The following is a 19242-nucleotide window of genomic DNA, read 5'->3' as shown; positions in this document are numbered from 1 at the left end:
AGAAAGGTTTCCCTTTCGGTCGCGGCGACTCTCGCCGCCCGACCACGTTCGCTCAGACGGTCCGATACCGGAGAGCACGTCGCGCGCGCTTGATGGCCTCCCCGAGCGCGAGGACGGCGGCGACGAGGGCGGCGAGCACTGCGAGCGACACCAACATCCCGAACGCGACGTAGTACATGGGGGACGCGCCGACGAACGGGATGACGCCGGCGAGCGAGAGCAGGGCGGTCTCGAGGACGAGGAAGCGGACGGCCCACGGGTGTCTGACGAGCAGCGCGCCGAGCGTCTCACGGTCGAGCGAGCGGTCGATGGACTCGGTCGAGTCCTGGTGTTCGTGCACTTGCGCCATCGTGTGCCTCGTGCTCGTGGCGCCAGCCCGGTATGAGTCCGGGCAGGACTGTGTTCCGTGAAGTTCCGTCCCCGGGCCTCTCGGGCCGTCTCGCAGTGGTTCGTCGACGTCGACACGACGAGCGCGTCGATTCGCTGCTGGCGCGCGTTCTCGTTCCGTGAATCCGCGGCCGCGAGCCCGAGGCCGTCGACGCCGCTTGGCTGAGCCTTTTTCAGTGTCGGGTCGCTGTGGCCCGGACGTGACCGGTGAGTGGGACGCCGAGACCCTGTTCGACGTGTTCGAGCGCGAGACCGCGCGCAAGATACTGGCGTTGACGTCCGTCGAGCCGATGGCGGCCCAGGAGCTCGCCGAACGCACCGACGAGTCCGAACCGACGATCTACCGCCGGCTCGACGCGCTCGAGGAGTACGACCTCATCGAGGAACGCACGCACATCGACGCCGACGGCAACCACTACAGCGAGTACGAGACGAACCTCGAGGAGGTGTGCTTCCAGCTCGAGGACGGCGGGTTCACCATCGACGTCACGTACCGGAAGGAACTCGTCGAGTGACGCCGGGTCAGGCGAGCGCCGCTTCGAGCCGTTCGACGAGTGCGTCGTTCCCCACGTGCAGTGGGACGCGCTGGTGGACGCCGCCGTCCGGCTCGACGTCGAGGAGCGACTGCGTGCCGTCGCTCGACGCACCGCCCGCGGTCTCGACGATGTGCCCGATCGGGTTCCCCTCGAACTGGAGGCGGAGCTTCCCGTCGGGCGCCGACTCCAGCGAGGGGTACGCGAAGACGCCGCCGTACTCGATGACCTGGTTCACGTCCGCGATCATCGCGCCGCCGTACCGGAGCTTCAGCTCCTGCTCTACCTCGCGAACGTACGCGTCGAAGTCGTCGTGCCAGTCGGGGACGCGGCCGCCGAACCCGTAGACGACGGGGTCGTCCGGGATGGTGACGTCGGCGTTCCTGACGCGGCGGTCGCCGTCGACGACCTCGTACTCGGTGACCTCGTCGTCTCGCGCGACCGTCATCGTCGTGATGGGGCCGTAGAGGACGAACGCGCTCGCGACGAGCTCGCGGCCCGACGCCGGGATCGAGTCGTCGTACACCGCGAGGATGGTCCCCATCGCGTTGTTCGACTTGAGGTTCGACGAGCCGTCGAGCGGGTCGACTGCTACCGCGAGCGCGCCCTCGGCGGCGGCGTCCACGCCCGCGGAGTCGCCAGAGTCGGTACCGCCGACGTCGACCACGCTCGTGCGTTCCTCGCTCGCGTACTCGACGACGCCGTCGATGGCGCCGAGGCGTTCCTCGAGGAGCTGGTCGGCGTACACGTCCGCGGCGAGCTGGCGTTCACCGCTCTCGTTCTCCGTGTCCTGATAGCTGCGTCGACCGACGAGGCCCGCGCGGATGTCGGGCGTGGCGCTGGCGACGGCGTCGAGGATCGCGTCGACCGTGGTCTCCATCGTCGCGTGCATCTACTGGACGGCGTCGAGCGCTTGCTCCGCGGACTGTTCCTCGAAGATGACCTTCTCGAGCGCGTCGAGGATCTGGACGGGGTTGTCGCGCTGGAAGACGTTCCGCCCGACGGCGAGGCCCTTCCCGCCCGCGGCGATGCACTCCTCGACCTGCTTGAGGAACGCGTGGTCGTCGCTCTTGGACCCACCGCTCATGACGACCTTCGTCTTCCCGGCGGCGTCGACCGCCCACTCCATCGCTTCGGGCGTCCCGGGGTACTTGACCTTCGCGACGTCCGCGCCGAGTTCGAGCGCGAGGCGCGCGGCGTACGCGATGGTCTCGGGGTCGCGGTCGCTCCGGAGGCCCTGCCCGCGCGGGTACGACCACATCACCATCGGGAGGTCGTGCTCGCGCGCGGCCTCCTGGGCGTCCCGGAACTCCTCGGCCATCTCTATCTCGTGGTTCGAGCCGCCGTAGAGCGTGAAGCCGACGGCGTCGGCGCCGAGTTCGTTCGCGGCGTAGTCCATCGAGCAGTTCACGGCGCTGTCGGGTTCGCCGCGCCAGAGGTTCGACGTGCCGTTGAGCTTCGCGAGGAGGTTCACGTCGTCCGCGTAGCTCGGGTAGTACGCCTCGGCGACGCCCTTCTGGACGGCCATCGCGGTGACGGCGGGGTGGGTGCCGACCTCGAAGACGCGCTCGGGGTCGATGGTCTCCGGGACGGGCTCGAAGTCGACGGGGCCGTGTTCGAGGCCGTGGTCCATCGCGAGGATGAGTATCTTGCCGTCGCGCACGAGCGGGGTGTCGTCGATGGGTCGCATTCTATGCGGGAATCCGCAAACTGACTACTAAGGTTTGACGGTCGTTCCGGACCGCGGCGATAGTTGCCAGACCGGTAGGAGCCGGCTTCTTGCGGCAGGAATCACTGGAACCGAGAATAGAGAAACTGAGTACTGCTGTAGTTAATAGTATTTAAACAGGGGTCTTGGGGTCAGTCCGCGAGTTCGCGCGCCTGGAACCGCCACGTCCGGACCGCCAGCACGTTCACGTCGAGCAGGTCGGCGACGGTGTTCGCGGACGCGAACGAGAGCTGGCGGACGGAGGTGACGCCGACGTCGGCGAGTCGATCGGCGTCGTCGGGCCCGACGCCGGGGACGGCGGTGACGGGCGTCGGTCGGTCGCGGTCCGCCCAGATGTCCGCGGGCTCGCGCTCGACGGGGTCGTACTCGGGAACGCCCATCTCCTCCCAGTCGCTCGCGCTCGCCGCCACCCACTCGCGCTCGCCGTCCTGGAGCCCCGAGACGTCCGCGGAACGGTCCTCGATGCCCTCGCCGAACCGCGTCGAGTACGGGAGGCTGAACTCGCGGCGGAGCGCCGTCGCCGTGTCGGCGTCGACGCCCGCCGCGAGCAGGTCCCTGTAGCTCACTGCGCGTTCGCGGACGTCGACGGCGGCGATGTCCGCCTCGGTCATCGCGCTCGCGTCCGACTCGTCCACCCCTGGGAGCGCGGTCCGGTCCACCACTGCCTCGCCCACCCCGCGCTCGGACTCCTCGCTGGCCACGTTGTCCAACCCAAGACCGCACGTGGCTTCAATCTTGTTCAGCACAACCAACTGGTTCGAACGTGCGAGGAATCGACGACCACCGCCAGGGACTCGGTCGAGAACCTCACGCGTGGCGTCGCCGTCTGGTGGTCAGTCGGCCGGGAAGCGGCGGGGACCGGCAGGCTTAGGGCGAATCCGCGAGACGCCCCGGACATGGTACGTACACTCGACGAAGTGGAGCGCGTCGGCGTCGTCGGTGCCGGCACGATGGGGAGCGGCATCGCGCAGGTCGCGGCCCAGGCGGGCTACGACGTGACGATGCGCGACATCGAGCAGGAGTTCGTCGACGCCGGGTTCGAGACCATCGAGGACAGCCTCGACCGGTTCGTCGCCCGGGACAGCATCGACGCCGACGAGAAGGCGGCCGTCCTCGACCGGGTCTCGGGGACGACCGCTCTCGACGACCTCGCGGACTGCGACGTCGTCGTCGAGGCCGCCCTGGAGGACATGGACGTGAAGCAGGACATCTTCACGGACCTCGAAGCGGTCGTCGACGACGAGTGCCTGCTCGCGACGAACACGAGCACGCTCTCCATCACGACCATCGCGAGCGCCATCGACAGCGAGGACCGCGTCGTCGGTCTCCACTTCATGAACCCCGTCCCCGTCATGGAGGGCGTCGAGATCGTCGAGGGCGAGAAGTCCAGCAGCGAGGCCCTGGCGCTCTCGCACGCGTTCGCGGCGGACCTCGGGAAGACGACGTGGGAGTCGGACGACAAGCCGGGGTTCGTCGCGAACCGCATCCTGATGCCGTGGATCAACGAGGGCATCCGCGCGTTCGACGAGGGCGTCGCGACGAAGGAGGACATCGACACCGGGATGGAACTCGGGACGAACGTCCCGATGGGCCCGCTCACGCTCGCGGACCACATCGGCCTCGACATCTGCCTGCACGCGAGCGAGACGCTGCACGAGGAACTCGGCGACCGCTACAAGCCCGCGTACCTCCTGAAGCGGAAGGTCGACGCCGGCGACCTCGGGAAGAAGACCGGGACGGGCTTCTACGAGTACGAGTAGGTCGACGCCGGGAACGACCGAGCTGCGGTCGCTACAGTCGGCGTTTCACCCTGGGGTAGTTTCTTGTCCGAGTGCAGAGAGGTTAGGGTCGTGACTCACAGGTTGGTCCCCGTGATGGCCGCGGTCGCGGTCCTCGCGCTCGTCGTCGTCGGCCCCGCGCCGGCCACCGGCGCACATCCCCCGGTCCCGCTCTGCGGTGGCTGCACCGGCGGGTTCGAGGACGCGGCCGCGGACCACGGCGCGAACGCGACGGTAGAGCGGAGCGAACTCGCCCTCCACTTCCACGCGAACGGGACGGCGACCGGCGTCGCTCGCCTTCGCGTCGACGAACGCGCGGCCGACCGCTTCCGCGAGAACGCGACGCTCCTCGACGCGGTCGCACGGGACGCGTTCGTGACGCCCGAGCGCAGCGAGCGCTCGCTCTGGGCCGGGAGTGCGGTGATACGGGACGTCGAGCGCGTTCGCGCGGGCATCGACGCGCGCACGGTGACGGTCCGGTTCGCGCTCGACGACGCGACCCGCGACGGCTACGGGGGCGTCGTCTACACGGACCTGTTCCGCCGGAACGGCACGGTCGGCGGCATCGACCTCCAGGTCGACCAGGCGACGGTACTCGGGCCCGACGACCACGTGATCGTTCGCGCGCCGGACGGCTGGGGCGGGGACGCGATACGGTTCGAGCCGATGGACGACTCGCTGTTCGTCGGATACGGCGGGTACGTCGCGTGGGCGCCCGACGCCGGCGCGGCGAGCGACGTGAGCGCGGCGGCGAGCATCTGGACCGCCGAGGCGAGCACGGAGGTGCCGCGGGTGCTGTCGACGTCCTGGCTCGCCAGCGTACTGGCCGCTGCCCTCGCGGGGCTGTTCGCACTGGTCGCACACCGGTTCGAAGACGGCGACTGGTCGTCGCCGGCATGGCTCGCGGTCGGGTACGTCGCCACCGCTGTCGCGTCGCTCGCGGCGACGTACATGGCGCTCGCGTGGTTCAGCTTCGGCGGCCTCGGGGTGACGTTGCTCGCGGTGGTTCCAGGGGTCGTCGTCGCCGCGCTCGTCACCGCTGCGCTCGCGCTCGCTAGTCGGCGCGGACGGCGACCGCTCGCGCGGGTCCCGACCGTCTTCCTGTACCTCCTGCCGGTGCTCGCGGTCGGGGTCTTCGCTGTCGGGATCGCCGCGGCCGGGACGGCAGCGCTCTGGGCAGCGTCGACGACCGTCCTCCTCGTCGGCGCACTCGGTGTGGCGACGACGCGCGGGGCGGGCCCGACGGTCGCCGTTGCCGTCGCGTTCGCGCTCGCTCCGGTCTGCCTGGCGTTCCCGACGCTCTCGCCGTCGAACTTCGCGCCGCCGTTCGGCCTCGCGTGGGTGCTCGCCGTCGCCCTCGTCGGCGTCCCGCTGTTCGCGCTCGGCCGCCGTCGCGGTGGCACAGCGCAGAACGGGGAAGCGGAGCGCTCGGCGTCGACGGCCGACTGACCTACAGGTAGCCGGCGCGGTCGGCGAGCAAGAGCGGCGTGAGCGTCCACCCGGTCGCGTCCGCCGCGGTCGCGACCGCCATCGCTTCCTCGGGGGCGACGACGTGGACGTCGAGGAACTCGTCGGCGTCCGGGTCCGCGCCCGCAGCGGTCGGTTCGACGTCGGTCGCGACCGCTATCGCGCGCCGCACCCGGGCGACGCCCATCGGCCGGTACGTCCCGAGGACGTCGATGCCGTCCGCGGACGCATCATAGCCGGTCTCCTCGCGGAGTTCCCGTCTCGCGGCCGCCGCGAACGACTCGTCCTCGCGGACGCCGCCGGCGGGGCACTCGACGCACGATTCGCCGAACGTCGGCCGGTACTGCTCGACGAGCACCACCTCGCGGGCGGGCGTCACCGCGACGACCGCGACCGCCTCCGGGGTGTCCTCGTCGCCAGCGTCGACGTACGCGTGCTCGTCGCGGACGCCGTCCGGCCGCCGGACGCCCTCGCGGACGAGCGCCAGCGACCCGGCCGTCGCGACGCGCTCGCGGTCGCCCTCGTGCTCCCAGTCCTCGACCATGGGTGAGCGCTGGCGTCGCCCGGACAAGACACTTACCGTCGCCGGACGAGCGCGGAGGTATGAGCGCCCTCCATCGCGCTGTCGCGGTCGCGCTCGCGGTCCTCGCGGTCGTCGCGGTGCTCGCGCCGCTCGCGGTCGTGCCAGCGACGGCGAGCACGCCGCCCGAGCCGGTGTGTCCGGTGTGTGCGCGCCACGTCGAGTACGCGAGCGACGACGCGGGCGTCGAGCTCGACGTCGTCCGGAGCGAGGTCGTGATGCGAGTACAGGACGACGACAGCGCGCGGTTCCGCGCTCGCGTCACCGTCTCGAACGACACCGCGAGCGCGCTCCGCGGGAACGAGAGCGCGGTGGACGCGGTCGTCGCCGACGCGTTCGAGTACGGGTACGTCGGCGACGACCGCGGTGCGCGCGACGTCACGGCGTCGTTCGCCGACGACGAGCTCGTCGTCGCGTGGACCATCCCGGACGCGGCCCGCGAGGGCCCGGGCGAGACGACCGTCGTCACCCTGTTCGGCGAGTCCTCCATCGGCATCCACCTGCGCGCGGACCGCCTCGTCCTCTACGGCGACGACGACCCGCGTGTCGTGAACCGTCCGCGGTCCGGCCGCGTCGAGGACCTCGCCGCCACCGGGAACGGCTCGCTCGACGGCGAACGCGTCGTCTGGGAGGGCGACGCCGACTACGACGCCCGCTCGCACCTCCAGGAGGGGACGTACGTCGCGTTCGGACCCAGCGAGGGCGTGCTCGCGAGCGCGGCAGGCGAGCTCGGGGTCGCGCTCGCCGTCGGCCCGCAGATGCTCGCCGACGCGCTCGCCGCCGGCGGTCCGAGCGCCATCCTCCTCGCCGCGACGCTCGCCGCGTGCCTGTTCGTCCTCGACGGCAGTTCGAACCCGGCGCGAGACGGCCGCTGGCTGGCGGTCACCGGGACGGTCGTCGTCGTCGTCGGCGTCGTCTACACGCTCCTGGACGGCTACGGGCCGCTCACCGACCGGAACCTCGAACTGTTAGCACTCCCCGCCGGTATCGCCGCGTTCGGCGCGCTCACGGCGCGCGCTCCCGCGGTCGCGAACCTCCGCGAGGCCGCGCTCCGGGTCGCCGGGACCGTGGGCGTCGGCGGCGTCGTCGCCACCGCCCTCTCCGGGTCGTTCCTCACGCAACTCGCCGCGACGTTCACCGTCACCGTCGGCGGGTTCTACCTCGTCGGCGTCTACGACGGGCGGGTCGGCTGGCCCGTCGCCGCCGTCACCGCGCTCGTCCTCGTCACGCCCGTCCTCGCCGTCCTCCCGGCGACGCCGATCGGTGGGTTCGGACCAGGGTTCGTCGCGTTCCTCCTCACGCCCATCGCGCTCGTCGCCGCACTCGTCGGCGTCGCCGCGTACCGCATCGGCGCCGGCAAGCAAGTGACTGGCGAGCGCGTCGTCGAACGAACGCAGACGGTCTGAATCGAGGGGTTCGCCGGACTCCTTGGCGGCCCGGTCTCGCGAGGATCAGTACTTCCGTGCGAACGTCAGGTAGCCGGTGTGGCCGACGCCGCCGGTCGCGGGTCGACTGCCGCGGTCGTCGAAGTCCATCGGTCGCTGGATGGTCTCCTGCGTGCGGACGTCCTGCAGGCCCGCCTCCCGAGCAGCTTCGACGGCCTCGCGGGTCTGCTCGACGAACGGCGAGTACACCGCGACGAACCCGCCATAGCGGAGTAGCTCGGGTGCGCGTGCGACGACCTCGGCGGCGTCGCCGGTATCGAGCGTGAGGACGTCGTAGGACTCGTCGGCGTGCTCGTCCAGTTCCTCGGTGAGGTCGCCGGTGCGGACGTCGACGACGTCGTCGACGCCAGCGAGCCGCATGTTCTCGCGGGCGACGTCGGCGAACTCCGGGTCGCGCTCGTACGTCGTCACGTTCGCGTCCATCCGACCGAGGTACGCCGACAGGACGCCCGTCCCGGTGCCGGCGTCGAGCACGCGGTCGCCCGCCGCGACCCCGGTGTTCCCGACGACGAGGCCGACGTCGCGCGGCATCATCGGCGCACCCGTCCGCTCGAAGTGCTCGAAGAGGTCCGGGCCGCGGAGCGGACGCACCGTGAACGTCTCGCCGAGATGCGTCTCCAGGACGTCGCCGTGTTCGACGTCCTCGGGGACGTCGAGCACGCCGAGGTCCGTGTGGAGTTCGTCCCCGGGAGCGCGGAGGTACTCGCGGTCCTCGTGGACGAGGAGGACGCTCACTCTTCGAGCTCGGAGACGGCCGCGGCGAGGTCGCCGTCGTTCGCCTCCAGGGCCTCGCGGGCCTGGTCCTCGGGGACGCCGGCACGCATCGCGACGAGCTCCACGTCGTCGTCCGGGATGCCCGCATCGCCGGCGTCGTCGTCCGCGTCGCCGGACTCGATGGCGCCGGCGTCACCGCTGCCCTTCTCGCGAGAGTCGGGCGACCCGACGACCTGGTAGGTCTCCTGGCCGCGAGCGTCCATCTTCGTCACCTGCGCGTCCGAGAAGTACAGCTCCTCGTCCGCGGTCCGGATGATGACCTCCTCGACGTCGAGCTCGTCGACGTCGATACCCATCTGCTTCATCATCTGCTGCATCTTGCGCGGGTTCATGCCGCCGCCGCCTCCTCCAAACATACCCGTGAATCCAGCGCCGACCAGCAAAAGGGTGACGAACGGTCGCGTGACGCACGCGACCCGCAGGGGTGCACGTCGAGTTCGCTACTCGTCGGCGCCTTCCCGGACCTGGACGGCCATGCCGGCGTCGAAGTCGAGCATGGCGTCGGCGGGGAGTTCGGCGCGGCCGACGGCGAGGACGTCACCGGACTCGGCGTGGACGACCGCGACCTCGTCGTAGGGCCGTATCTGTGGGTCGGCGTCGGCGACGAACTTCGCGAAGACGTTCTTGCCGTCGCGGACGAACGGCTCGCTCTCGTCGCCGACGACGACCTGGTACGCGTCGTCGTCGAGGCCGGCGACGAGGCGGCGGCCGGCTTCGATGCCGAGCGTGTACCGGCCGTCGGTGCCGAGCGTGACGAGGCGGTCGTCGTCGACGGCGACCTGCTCGATGCGGCCGCTCGACGTTCGTTTCACGTCGTACTCGTCGTCGGCGGGGAACAGTGCGTCGCCGGCGCCGGCGCCGAACTGGTAGTCGGCGACGATGCGGGCGCGGGCGGCGTCCGCAAAGGCGTCCGTGGTCATGCTGGGTCGTTCGCGAGTGCGGACCGAAAGGGTGTCGAAGCGCCTCGGTGGTCCCTGAGCTCACCGACGACCGATGGACTCGCATGGACCGAGAGAATATCACGTTCGTTCACGGACCATCCCGGTCTTGCATGACACGCGGTAGCATATTTCCCAGGTTTTTCGAGAGAGAAAGATATAACCTTGGAGAACGGAATTGGGCGTGTACGCATGGATACAACGAAAGTCGCACTCGGTGCGCTCCTGCTCGTCGCGAGCACGGCTGCGCTCTTCGCACTCAGCCCGACGGACAGCATCCTCCCGATGCTCGTCGGTGGCGTCGCCTCCCTGACCATGGCAGCGGGCGCACTCCTCGTCGGCACGTCCGGCGAAGGCCGCCCGGTCTGACTCTTCTCCATTCTCGCCGCACGCAACACGCCCGATAGCCGTAGCATCGGTCGTCGGTGCGATGGCTCTCGCTTCCGTCGGTGCGATGGCTCTCGATGCGGTCGGCGTGATGCGACCGCGTCACGACGTCGATGCGTTCAGAGCAGGAACGTCTCGTGGCGCTCCTCGAGGTCGATGAACTCGTCGACCGCTTCGACGAGGTCCTCGCTCGTCGACGTCTGGAACCCCATCGCTTCCACGCGCACGCCCTCGTGTCGGAGGTGGCTGCAGAGCCGCGAGAAGTCGCCGTCGCCCGTGCAGAGCACGACCGTGTCGACGTGGTCCGCGAGCGTGACGGCGTCGAGACTCATGCCGACGTCCCAGTCGGCCTTCTTCGACCCGTCCGCGAACGTCTTGATGTCCTTGATCTTCGTCTCGAACCCGATGTCGACGAGCGCGTCGAAGAACGACTCCTCCTCCTCGTGGTCCGCGCGGATGACGTACGCGATGGCGCGCGTCAACGTCCGGCCCTGCACCGCCTTCTCGAGGAGCGACGAGTAGTCGATGTTCCGCGTGTACTTCGATTGAGCGGTATGGTAGAGGTTCTGGGAGTCAGCGAGCACCGCGACGCGCTGGCCCGGATGGATGTCGGTCATGCCTCGAACTGCGGCCGTCTCCCTGAAGGGTCTTGCTACCGACCCGGCTTTCGCCGACAGCCCGCACCCTCGACCACGACCGACGACCGCCCGTGACGACCCCGGCCGACAACGACCCGTGCGAACGCGAACCACGGCACCGGTGGGCGACACGGGCACTTTCTGCGGTCGGCACAAACATTATACTACTCGGTCCCCCTCGAACCTCATAATGCGGCGTGACACCTCGCGACCGGTTCGCTCCCGGCCCGAGAGTGCCACAGCTGGTTTTACATTCCGCAAACGGACGCGATAGCCGCTCGCAGCGGGCGTAGCACCCCCGTTCCGGGCGACACCGACGACTCGAATCGCGTCCGACTCTGACAGCCGAACTCCACGACCCGACAGCCGAAACCCACGTAATGACAGACCACATCGACCTGCGCGGCGTCTATCCCGCGCTCACCACGCCGTTCGCGAGCGACGGCAGTATCGACTTCGAGACACTCCGCGAGAACGCCCACCGCGTCGAGGCCGCTGGCGTCGACGGCGTCGTCCCCGTCGGTTCGACGGGGGAGTCCGCGACCCTGAGCCACGACGAGCACGTCGAGGTCGTCGAGGCGGTCGCCGACGCCGTCGACGACGTCCCCGTCATCGCTGGCGCTGGCTCGAACAACACCGCCGAGGCGCTCGACCTCGGCGAGCGCTCCATCGAGGCTGGCGCCGACGCGCTCCTGCTCATCTCGCCGTACTATAACAAGCCCGAGCAACGCGGCCTCCGCTCGCACTACGAGACGCTCGCCGACGAGATCGACGCGCCCCAGATAGTCTACAACGTGCCGTCGCGGACGGGCCGGAACATCGAACCGGACACCGCGGTCGCGCTCGCCGCACACGAGAACATTGTGGGATTCAAGGCCGCGTCCGGTGACCTCGGGCAGATAACGGAGATCGTCGAGCGGACGCGCGACGCCGAGTTCGCGGTGCTCTCGGGCGACGACGCGCTCACGCTCCCCATCTGCTCGATGGGCGGGCAGGGCACCATCTCGGTGGTCGCGAACGTCGAACCGGAGCGGACGACCGCGATGGTCGGCGCGGCGCTCGCCGGCGACTACGCGACGGCCCGACGGATCCATCACGAGCTCGGGCCCCTGAACCGGGCGTTGTTCTGGGAGACGAACCCGATCCCGGTCAAGGAAGCAATGCACGTCCGCGGGCACCACAGTCCCGAGTTGCGGTCGCCGCTGTCGCGGCTCGCGCCCGAGTACCGCGACGACCTCGCGGCGGTCCTCGACGACCTCGACGACTTCGAGCGCGAGCAGTACGACGGCGGTGACGGCTCCGCGGACGACCGACTCGCGGAGGTGGACTCCTGATGCGCGTCGCGGTCACGGGCGCGACCGGCCGCACCGGCGGCGAGGTGCTCGCGGCGGCGGTCGACCGCGGCTACGACGTCGTGTTCGGGACCGCACGGGATCCGCCGGCGTCGCCCGTCCACGGCGTCGACGTCGCGGCGAGCGAGGACTTCGAGGCGCTCGTCGCCGAGCACGAGCCGAACGTCATCGTCGACTTCACGGGCCCCGAGTCCTGCGTCGAGTACGCCGAGGCGTGCGCCGACGCTGGCGTGGCGTTCGTCACGGGGACCACTGGATTGAGCGACGACCAGCAGGCGGCGCTCGAGGCTGCGAGCGGCGAGGTGCCGGTGCTGCAGGCGGCGAACTTCGCGCGTGGCGTCCAGGCGTTGCTCGCGCTCGTCGGCGACGCGGTCGCGGCGCTCCCGGGGTACGACGTCGAACTCGTCGAGGCACATCACAACGGGAAGCGCGACGCCCCAAGTGGGACCGCAGAGGCGATGCTCGACGCGGTCGACGAAGCGCGCGAGCGCCACGGGGTCGAGGCGGGCGACGCCGCCGGGGAGCGCGTCCACGGTCGCGAGGGCGAATCGCGCCGCGAGGCGGGCGAGGTCGGCGTGCACTCGCTGCGCGCGGGCGACGTCCCCGGCGAGCACGAGCTCGTCGTCGCCGGGAATCACGAGGAGCTCCGCCTCCAGCATCGTGCGACCGACCGCGGCGTGTTCGCCGCCGGCGCGCTCGACGCCGCCGACTGGCTCTCGGGCCGCGACCCAGGCTTCTACGCGTTCGCGGACGTCGTCGGAGCCGACGAGGCGAGTGCGGCAGGATTGGACGGTACCGACGACGGTCAAGTACCCGGGGACGCTGGAGGCGAGCAATGAGTCTGGAAGCCGACGTCGCCGACCTCTGGGCGCGACACGAGGCCGGCGACCTGGACGCGGACGCGCATCACGTCCACGACGTCCTCCACGCGTTCCTCGACGCGCTCGAGGCCGGCGAGGTGCGGGCCGCGGAACCGACCGGGGACGGCTCGGGTGCGAGCGCGTGGGAGGCGAACGCGTGGGTGAAGCAGGGCATCCTCCTCACGTTCGCGACGCACGGCATCGACCAGTACGAGTACGGCGGCGTGACGTACAACGACGTCCTCCCCCTGCAGGACACGAGCGACTACGGCCAGCGTGGCTCGCGGAACACCCCGAACGGGACGGTCGTCCGCACGGGCGCGCACGTCGGCGACGACTGCATCCTCATGAGCCCGAGCTTCGTCAACATCGGCGCGTACGTCGACGACGGCACGCTCGTCGACTCCTGCGACACCGTCGGCTCGTGCGCACAGATCGGGTCGGACGTGAAGCTCGGCGCGAACACCCTCATCGGTGGCGTCCTCGAACCCGTCGAGGGCACGCCCGTGGTCGTCGAGGACGGCGTCTCGCTCGGCGCGGGCTGCCGGGTCACCTCGGGGTTCGTCGTCGGCGAGAACTCGGTCGTCGGCGAGAACACCCTGTTGACGCCGCGCATCCCCGTGTACGACCTCGTGGACGACGAGGTGTACTACGGCGAACTGCCCGCGGAGCGCCGGGCGTTCCAGCGGTACGTCGAGTCGAGCGTGAGCGACGAGGCCCTCATCCCGGGGGCGGCGTACAAGCCCGCGGTCGTCGCCACCGACCTCGGCGAGGAGACCCTGGAGGCGACCGAGCGCGAGGAGGTGCTCCGGGAATGAGCGAGGAGTCCGCGAGCCGGCACGCCGGCGACGACGGGACCGGGGCCGCCGGCACGGGTGCCGCCGCGGGCGGCGGCCCCGGAGTCCGTCGGCTCGCGGACTGGGACGCCGACGACCTCCTCGACCTGCGCCGCCAGTACGGCAGTCCGGTGTACGCCCTCGACCTGGACCGCGTGCGCGAGAACTACCGGCGGCTCGACGCGGCGTTCCCGGACGCGGCCGTCCACTACGCCGCGAAGGCGAACGCGCTCGGGCACGTCTTCGAGGTGCTCGACGACGAGGGCGCTGGCGTGGAGTGTGCGAGCGCCGGCGAGGTCGTGCGCGCACTCGACGCCGGCGTCCCGAGCGACCGCGTGCACTACACCGCCGTCAATCCGCCCGCGGTCGACCTCGACACGGTCGTCGAGCTCTGGACCGACGGCGTCGCCGCCGACGTCACCGTCACCGTCGGCGCCGAGGACACCGTCGCGCGACTCGCGACCCGCGGGTTCGACGGCCGTCTGTGCGTGCGCGTCAACCCCGGCGTCGGCGCCGGGCACCACGAGAAGGTCCGGACGGGCGCGAACGCGAAGTTCGGCGTCCCGCGCGACCGCGCACTCGACGTCGCGGAGACCGCGACCCAGGCGGGGATGGACGTCGTCGGCGTGCACGCCCACGCCGGCTCCGGCATCCACGACGCCGACGACCTGGACGCCCACCGCGAGATGGTGGCGCGCGTCGGCGACGTCGCCCGCGAGTTCGACGCCGTGCACGACCTCGAGTTCGTCGACGTCGGCGGCGGCCTCGGCGTCCCCTACCGCGAGGACGAACCAGCGCTCGACCTCGACGCGGTCGCGGACGCCACCCGCGACGCGCTCGGCGACGTCGACGCCCACCTTGTCGTCGAACCCGGGCGGTACCTCGTCGCCGACGCCGGCGTCCTCCTCACCGACGTCAACACCGTCAAGGAGACGCCCGACACCACCGTCGTCGGCGTCGACGCAGGCATGACGACGCTCGCCCGCCCCGCCATCTACGGCTCCTACCACGCCCTCCGCAACGTCAGCGCGGACGCAGTCGGCGACGGGCACCGCGAGGACGGCGCGTCCGCAGGGGGTGACGGTCGCGGCGTGGTGCGTGCGACCGTCACCGGCCCCATCTGCGAATCGAGCGACGTGTTCGCCGAGGACCGGCCGCTCGCCCGACCCGTCCGCGGCGACGTCCTCGCGGTCGGGAACGCCGGCGCGTACGGCTACGAGATGGCGAGCACGTACAACTCCCGACCACGACCAGCGACCGTCGTCCTCGCGGACGGCGCCGCGTCGCTCGCGCGACGCCGCGAGACGCTCAGCGACATCACGACTCTGGAACTATGAACGTACAGCGACACACCCACGATCGACGCAGTCACGACCGACTTCGAAGCGAACAGCCAGCAGCCGACCACCACGCGACCGGCCCGGGAACCAGCGGTCGCGGAGGTGGCCGATGAGCGTCCACGACGAGGTCGCGTTCGAGAAGTACCACGGCACGGGGAACGACTTCCTCGTCGTGGACGCGAACGAGTACGTCCCGGACCGGGCCGCGTTCGCGACCCGGCACTGCGACCGGACCGACGGCGTCGGTGCGGACGGCGTGCTCTTCCTCGCGCTCGAGGATCGCTTCGACCCGCCGCGGGTCGTGATGACGCTCGTTCAGCCCGACGGGTCGACCGCGGCGATGTGCGGGAACGGCGCGCGCGTCGCCGCCGAGTGGGCGATGGAGCGCACGGGCGCGTCCGAGGTCATGATCGACACGCAGGCCGGGACGCGGTACGCGCGTCGCGAGGGCGACGAGGTCGCCATCGAGATGGGCGAACCGCGCTTCGAACCCGAGGTCGTTCCGCTCGCGGACGAGTACGACGAGCCGATGCTCGGCGAGGCCCTCGAGGGGTACGCCGTGACCGCGCTGAACACGGGCGTCCCGCACGCGGTCGTGTTCGTCGACGACGTCGACGCGGTGGACGTCGACGCGGCCGCACCGCCGATCCGGAGTCACGACGCGTTTCCAGAGGGCGCGAACGTGACGTTCGCCTCGCGGCGCGAGGACGGCGGGTTCGACCAGCGGACGTACGAGCGCGGCGTCGAGGGCGAGACCGCGTCGTGTGGTACGGGTGCGGTCGCGATCGCGGCGGCGGCGCGCGTCCGTGACCGCACCACCGCGGACGTCGTGCACGTCTCGCCGCCGGGCGGCGACCTCCTCGTGTCGTTCCCCGAGGACGGGGCGGCGACGCTGACGGGGCCGGTCGCGCACGAGTTCGACGGTGAGGCCGCGGCGACCGTCGACCGCGTCGAACCGCAGCCGTGACCGCGCCCGACTTCGACCCGGTCTCCTTCCTGGCGTCGCTCGCGGCGTTCGAGACCCACGAGCGCGTCGACCGTGCCCGCGAGTTCCTCGTCGACACCATCGACGAGCACGCGGCGTCGGGCGTCGTTGCGACCGTGGACGACGCGGGGAACGTGCTCGCGACCACCGGGGATCCGGACGCTGGACCGCACGTCGTCCTGAACACCCACGTCGACACGGTCCCGCCGGACGTGCCGTTCGAGCGCGACGGCGACGTGCTCCGCGGTCGCGGGACGTGCGACGCCGGCGGGCCGCTCGCAGCGTTGCTCGCGGGCTTCCTCGCGGTCGACCGCGCGATTGCAGCAGGCGACGACCGCGGCGGCCACGACGACCGAGACGCGTCCGTCGCAGGTGCGGTGACGCTGGCGGTGACGTCCGACGAGGAGACGCTGAGCGAGGGCGCGCACCACCTCGTCACCGCAGGCGGGACCGCGGACGCACCGGCACCGGTCGCAGCCATCCGGGACGCGGACGCGTTCGTCGTCGGCGAACCCACCGACCTCGCCGCGTGCACGGCCGCGAAGGGCCGTTTCCAGGGGACGCTGACGCTCGCCGGCGAGAACGCGCACGCGGCCGAACCCGACTCCGGGACGAACGCGGTCGCCGCCCTCGAGGACGCATTGAGGGCAATCGGGGCGTTCGACGACCGCGCGGACGCGCCGCCGGTCCACGACCAGCTCGGGGCGGCGACGCTCACGCCGACGGTCGTCGACGGCGGCACGGCGACGAACCAGGTGCCCGCGAGCGCGAGCGTCGTGCTCGACCGCCGGTCGGTACCGCCGGAGACCGCCGACGGGTTCCGGGACGCGCTCCTCGCGCACGTCCGCGAGGCCGTTCCGGGCGACGTCGGCGTCGCGTTCGCGTTCACGGAGCGCGAGACGCCGTTCCTCGAGGCGTGGGCGACCGACGAGGGGGCGAGGGTCGTTGACGCGCTCGTCGACGCCGGCGCTGGCTCACCGCGTCCGTTCGGCGCGGCGACCGAGGCGTCGTACTTCGCCGCGCTCGCCCCGACCGTCGTCTTCGGCCCGGGCGTGCTCGCGGACGACGACGGCGCCGTCGCGCACTCCCCGCGGGAGTACGTCCACGCCGCCGACGTCGAGCGCGCCGCCACCGTCGTCACCGACGCGCTCCACGCACTCATCGATTGAGCTGATTCCCGGACGAGAGCACCGAAACCCCCGAAGACGGCCGTCTCTACCGCTCAAAAATATCTGAACGGTAGATTCATACGTTCATTCTCCGTAGTTCCTGTCATGAGCGCGATATCGATAGCGGGGTTGACGAAGGACTACGGGGACGTCCGCGCGAACGACGACGTCACCCTCGACGTCGAACCCGGCGAGGTCTTCGGGTATCTCGGTCCGAACGGCGCCGGGAAGACCACGACCATCCGGACCATCATGGGCTTCCAGTCCCCGACCAGCGGGACCGCGACCGTCCTCGGCGCGCCCGTCACCGACGAGCGAGCGCTCGTCGACGCCCGCGAACGCATCGGGTACCTGCCCGCGAACCCCGCGTTCGACGAGGAGGCGACCGGCCGCGAGGTCCTCGACCTCCACGCGAGCCTCAAGGGCGACGCGCGACGCGCGGAACTCCTCGAACTGTTCGACGTCCCCGTCGACCGCGAGATACGCGGGTACTCGACCGGCCAGAAGCAGAAGCTCGGGCTCGTGCAGGCGTTCATGCACGACCCCGACCTCCTCGTGATGGACGAACCGACCGCCGGCCTGGACCCGCTCGTCCAGCGGACGTTCAACGAGTTCGTCCGTCAGGAGAAGGCCGCCGGGAAGACGTTCTTCCTGTCCTCGCACGTCCTGAGCGAGGTCCGCCGGGTCTGCGACCGCATCGGTATCATCCGCGACGGCCGCATCGTCGAGGTGGCGTCCGTCGCGGACGTCCTCCAGCGCGCCGGGAAGTACGTTCGCGTTCGCGTCGCCGCCGACGTCGACCGCGAGGACGTGTCGCTCGACGGCGTCCACGAACTCACGGTCGAATCGGTCGACGGTGGGTACGCGGACCTCCCGATGGCGACCGCCGGCGGGGACGCAAGCGACGAGCGCAACGCGGACGCGACCGGGACCGCGCTCGCCGAGTTGACGTTCACGTACACGGGGTCGTTCGACGCGCTCGTCGATTACCTCGACGGCTTCCACGTCCTCGAGCTCGACGTCGAGGAAGCACCCCTGGAGCGCGTCTTCATGCGGTTCTACGACGACGACGAGACCCTCGATGTCGACGCCGAGACCGACGCGACCGCCGGTACCGAACCCACCCGCGACGAGTCGACCGAGCGCGGCGACGACCCGATGCCAGCGGGGACCGACGCCGGCCACGGCGGTGATGCCTGATGTTCGAGTTCGCGCGGTACTACGGCAGCCGACGCCTGAAGGGAACGGCCGTGATGACCGCCGGCTTCGCGGTGCTCGTCGCGCTCTACGTCTGGATGTTCCCGTCGATCAGCGACGGCATCGACCTGGACGCGTACGTCGCGTCGCTCCCGCCCGCACTCCAGCAGGCGTTCGGCCTACAGGCTCTGAACACCATCGAGGGGTTCCTCGCCGCGGAACTGTACGCGTTCGGGTGGGTGCTCCTGCTCGGCATCTACTTCGCGTACGCCGCCGCGGGCCTCATCGCGGACGACGTCGACCGCGGCCGCATGGACATGCTCCTGTCGCTCCCCGTGAGCCGGTCGAAGGTCCTCCTCGAGAAGTTCGCGAGCATCCTCGTCCCGCTCGTCGTCCTGAACGTCGTCACGCCGGTCGTCGTCTACCTCGCGCTCCTCGGCATCGACGAGTCCATCTCGGTCACCGACCTCGCGATGGTGCACGCGCTCGCCGTGCCCTACCTGCTGGTCGCGGCCGGCGTGGGTGTGCTCGCCTCGGTCGTCTTCGACCGTGCGAGCGTCGCTCAGCGCGTCGCCGCCGGCGGCTTCTTCGGGTTCTTCCTCCTGGACTCCGTCACCGCCGGCACGGACGTCGCGTGGCTCGGCGCGCTCTCGCCGTCCCGGTACTACGACCCGACCGCGGTGCTCGTCGCGAGCGAGTACGACCTCCAGGGCGCCGGCCTCCTGCTCGCCGCCGCCGTCGTCCTCGTGCTCGCGAGCCGCGCTTACTTCGAGCGGAAGGACGTCGCATGACGCCCCGGGTGCCACGCGCGGCCGTCCCGTCGACGCCGTCGCGTCACGTCGCGAAC

22 protein-coding genes are annotated in these 19242 nt (G+C 70.9%); 13 read left to right on the top strand and 9 right to left on the bottom strand.

What is annotated here, in order from left to right:
* Positions 1-52: 52 nt before the first annotated feature.
* Entirely contained in the window at positions 53-349 is a 297-nt protein-coding gene (locus tag LI336_RS19620) for a hypothetical protein (protein WP_227134869.1), read from the bottom strand.
* Between the two features lie 238 nt (positions 350-587).
* Here LI336_RS19620 and LI336_RS19615 point away from each other — a divergent pair, with 238 nt between their 5' ends.
* The gene (locus LI336_RS19615) at positions 588-902 is read left to right on the top strand and encodes an ArsR/SmtB family transcription factor (RefSeq protein ID WP_227134868.1); all 315 of its coding nucleotides are present in this window, start codon (positions 588-590) and stop codon (positions 900-902) included.
* 7 nt (positions 903-909) lie between these two features.
* Here the strand turns inward: LI336_RS19615 and LI336_RS19610 are convergent, their stop codons facing one another.
* The 3 genes from LI336_RS19610 to LI336_RS19600 all read right to left on the bottom strand — a co-directional run bounded on the left by LI336_RS19610 (position 910) and on the right by LI336_RS19600 (position 3350).
* Positions 910-1800 (bottom strand): class 1 fructose-bisphosphatase, encoded by an 891-nt coding sequence (locus tag LI336_RS19610; protein ID WP_227134867.1) that lies wholly within the window; start codon positions 1798-1800, stop codon positions 910-912.
* A gap of 12 nt (positions 1801-1812) precedes the next feature.
* A complete protein-coding gene (locus LI336_RS19605; protein ID WP_227134866.1) occupies positions 1813-2610 on the bottom strand; it encodes a class I fructose-bisphosphate aldolase in 798 nt (265 codons plus the stop codon).
* A 170-nt stretch (positions 2611-2780) separates the two neighbouring features.
* The gene (locus LI336_RS19600) at positions 2781-3350 is read right to left on the bottom strand and encodes a DUF7409 domain-containing protein (protein ID WP_227134865.1); all 570 of its coding nucleotides are present in this window, start codon (positions 3348-3350) and stop codon (positions 2781-2783) included.
* Positions 3351-3545: 195 nt separating this feature from the next.
* Between LI336_RS19600 and LI336_RS19595 the strand changes: the two genes are divergently transcribed.
* Both LI336_RS19595 and LI336_RS19590 read left to right on the top strand, forming a co-directional pair.
* Entirely contained in the window at positions 3546-4409 is an 864-nt protein-coding gene (locus tag LI336_RS19595; RefSeq protein WP_227134864.1) for a 3-hydroxyacyl-CoA dehydrogenase family protein, read from the top strand.
* A 90-nt stretch (positions 4410-4499) separates the two neighbouring features.
* Positions 4500-5876, top strand: a complete 1377-nt coding sequence (locus LI336_RS19590) for a hypothetical protein (protein ID WP_227134863.1) — start codon at positions 4500-4502, stop codon at positions 5874-5876.
* Between the two features lies 1 nt (position 5877).
* On the opposite strand, the gene LI336_RS19585 is transcribed toward LI336_RS19590, so the two are convergent.
* Positions 5878-6438, bottom strand: coding sequence for an NUDIX hydrolase (locus LI336_RS19585; RefSeq protein ID WP_227134862.1), 561 nt, complete (start codon positions 6436-6438; stop codon positions 5878-5880).
* Between the two features lie 59 nt (positions 6439-6497).
* Here LI336_RS19585 and LI336_RS19580 point away from each other — a divergent pair, with 59 nt between their 5' ends.
* Complete coding sequence (locus LI336_RS19580) at positions 6498-7880, top strand: hypothetical protein (protein WP_227134861.1); 1383 nt, start codon at positions 6498-6500, stop codon at positions 7878-7880.
* Between the two features lie 45 nt (positions 7881-7925).
* Here LI336_RS19580 and LI336_RS19575 read toward each other — a convergent pair whose 3' ends face one another.
* The 3 genes from LI336_RS19575 to LI336_RS19565 form a co-directional block, all read right to left on the bottom strand.
* Positions 7926-8654, bottom strand: coding sequence for a tRNA (adenine-N1)-methyltransferase (locus LI336_RS19575; protein WP_227134860.1), 729 nt, complete (start codon positions 8652-8654; stop codon positions 7926-7928).
* Positions 8651-9049 (bottom strand): nascent polypeptide-associated complex protein, encoded by a 399-nt coding sequence (locus LI336_RS19570; protein WP_227134859.1) that lies wholly within the window; start codon positions 9047-9049, stop codon positions 8651-8653. Before LI336_RS19570 ends, LI336_RS19575 begins: the two co-directional genes overlap by 4 nt.
* An 84-nt stretch (positions 9050-9133) precedes the next feature.
* Positions 9134-9613, bottom strand: coding sequence for a PUA domain-containing protein (locus tag LI336_RS19565; protein WP_227134858.1), 480 nt, complete (start codon positions 9611-9613; stop codon positions 9134-9136).
* Between the two features lie 210 nt (positions 9614-9823).
* On the opposite strand from LI336_RS19565, the gene LI336_RS19560 reads away from it, so the two are divergent.
* Positions 9824-10000, top strand: a complete 177-nt coding sequence (locus LI336_RS19560) for a hypothetical protein (protein ID WP_227134857.1) — start codon at positions 9824-9826, stop codon at positions 9998-10000.
* A gap of 137 nt (positions 10001-10137) precedes the next feature.
* Here the strand turns inward: LI336_RS19560 and LI336_RS19555 are convergent, their stop codons facing one another.
* Positions 10138-10635 carry a LabA-like NYN domain-containing protein gene (locus LI336_RS19555; RefSeq protein WP_227134856.1) on the bottom strand — a complete coding sequence of 166 codons (498 nt, stop codon included), beginning with the start codon at positions 10633-10635 and terminating at the stop codon, positions 10138-10140.
* Positions 10636-11036: 401 nt separating this feature from the next.
* Here LI336_RS19555 and dapA point away from each other — a divergent pair, with 401 nt between their 5' ends.
* From dapA to LI336_RS19515, 8 genes are all read left to right on the top strand, one after another.
* Positions 11037-11990: a 4-hydroxy-tetrahydrodipicolinate synthase gene (gene dapA / locus LI336_RS19550; RefSeq protein ID WP_227134855.1), complete on the top strand. Its 954-nt coding sequence runs from the start codon at positions 11037-11039 to the stop codon at positions 11988-11990.
* Complete coding sequence (dapB, locus tag LI336_RS19545; protein ID WP_227134854.1) at positions 11990-12847, top strand: 4-hydroxy-tetrahydrodipicolinate reductase; 858 nt, start codon at positions 11990-11992, stop codon at positions 12845-12847. The genes dapA and dapB overlap by 1 nt, the downstream gene beginning before the upstream one ends.
* The gene (locus LI336_RS19540; RefSeq protein WP_227134853.1) at positions 12844-13686 is read left to right on the top strand and encodes a 2,3,4,5-tetrahydropyridine-2,6-dicarboxylate N-succinyltransferase; all 843 of its coding nucleotides are present in this window, start codon (positions 12844-12846) and stop codon (positions 13684-13686) included. The genes dapB and LI336_RS19540 overlap by 4 nt, the downstream gene beginning before the upstream one ends.
* Positions 13683-15041 carry a diaminopimelate decarboxylase gene (gene lysA / locus LI336_RS19535; protein ID WP_227134852.1) on the top strand — a complete coding sequence of 453 codons (1359 nt, stop codon included), beginning with the start codon at positions 13683-13685 and terminating at the stop codon, positions 15039-15041. Before LI336_RS19540 ends, lysA begins: the two co-directional genes overlap by 4 nt.
* 112 nt (positions 15042-15153) lie before the next feature.
* On the top strand, positions 15154-16011 hold the full coding sequence (dapF, locus tag LI336_RS19530) for a diaminopimelate epimerase (RefSeq protein WP_227134851.1): 858 nt from the start codon (positions 15154-15156) through the stop codon (positions 16009-16011).
* Positions 16008-17198 (top strand): M20/M25/M40 family metallo-hydrolase, encoded by a 1191-nt coding sequence (locus LI336_RS19525; RefSeq protein ID WP_227134850.1) that lies wholly within the window; start codon positions 16008-16010, stop codon positions 17196-17198. The genes dapF and LI336_RS19525 overlap by 4 nt, the downstream gene beginning before the upstream one ends.
* A 105-nt stretch (positions 17199-17303) precedes the next feature.
* The gene (locus LI336_RS19520; protein ID WP_227134849.1) at positions 17304-18398 is read left to right on the top strand and encodes an ABC transporter ATP-binding protein; all 1095 of its coding nucleotides are present in this window, start codon (positions 17304-17306) and stop codon (positions 18396-18398) included.
* The gene (locus LI336_RS19515) at positions 18398-19186 is read left to right on the top strand and encodes an ABC transporter permease subunit (protein WP_227134848.1); all 789 of its coding nucleotides are present in this window, start codon (positions 18398-18400) and stop codon (positions 19184-19186) included. Before LI336_RS19520 ends, LI336_RS19515 begins: the two co-directional genes overlap by 1 nt.
* The last annotated feature ends 56 nt before the right edge of the window (positions 19187-19242 follow it).

The sequence above is a fragment of the Halorubellus salinus genome, assembly GCF_020567525.1.
Lineage (GTDB): Archaea > Halobacteriota > Halobacteria > Halobacteriales > Natrialbaceae > Halorubellus > Halorubellus salinus.
This window is presented reverse-complemented; position numbering and strand designations above follow the sequence as displayed.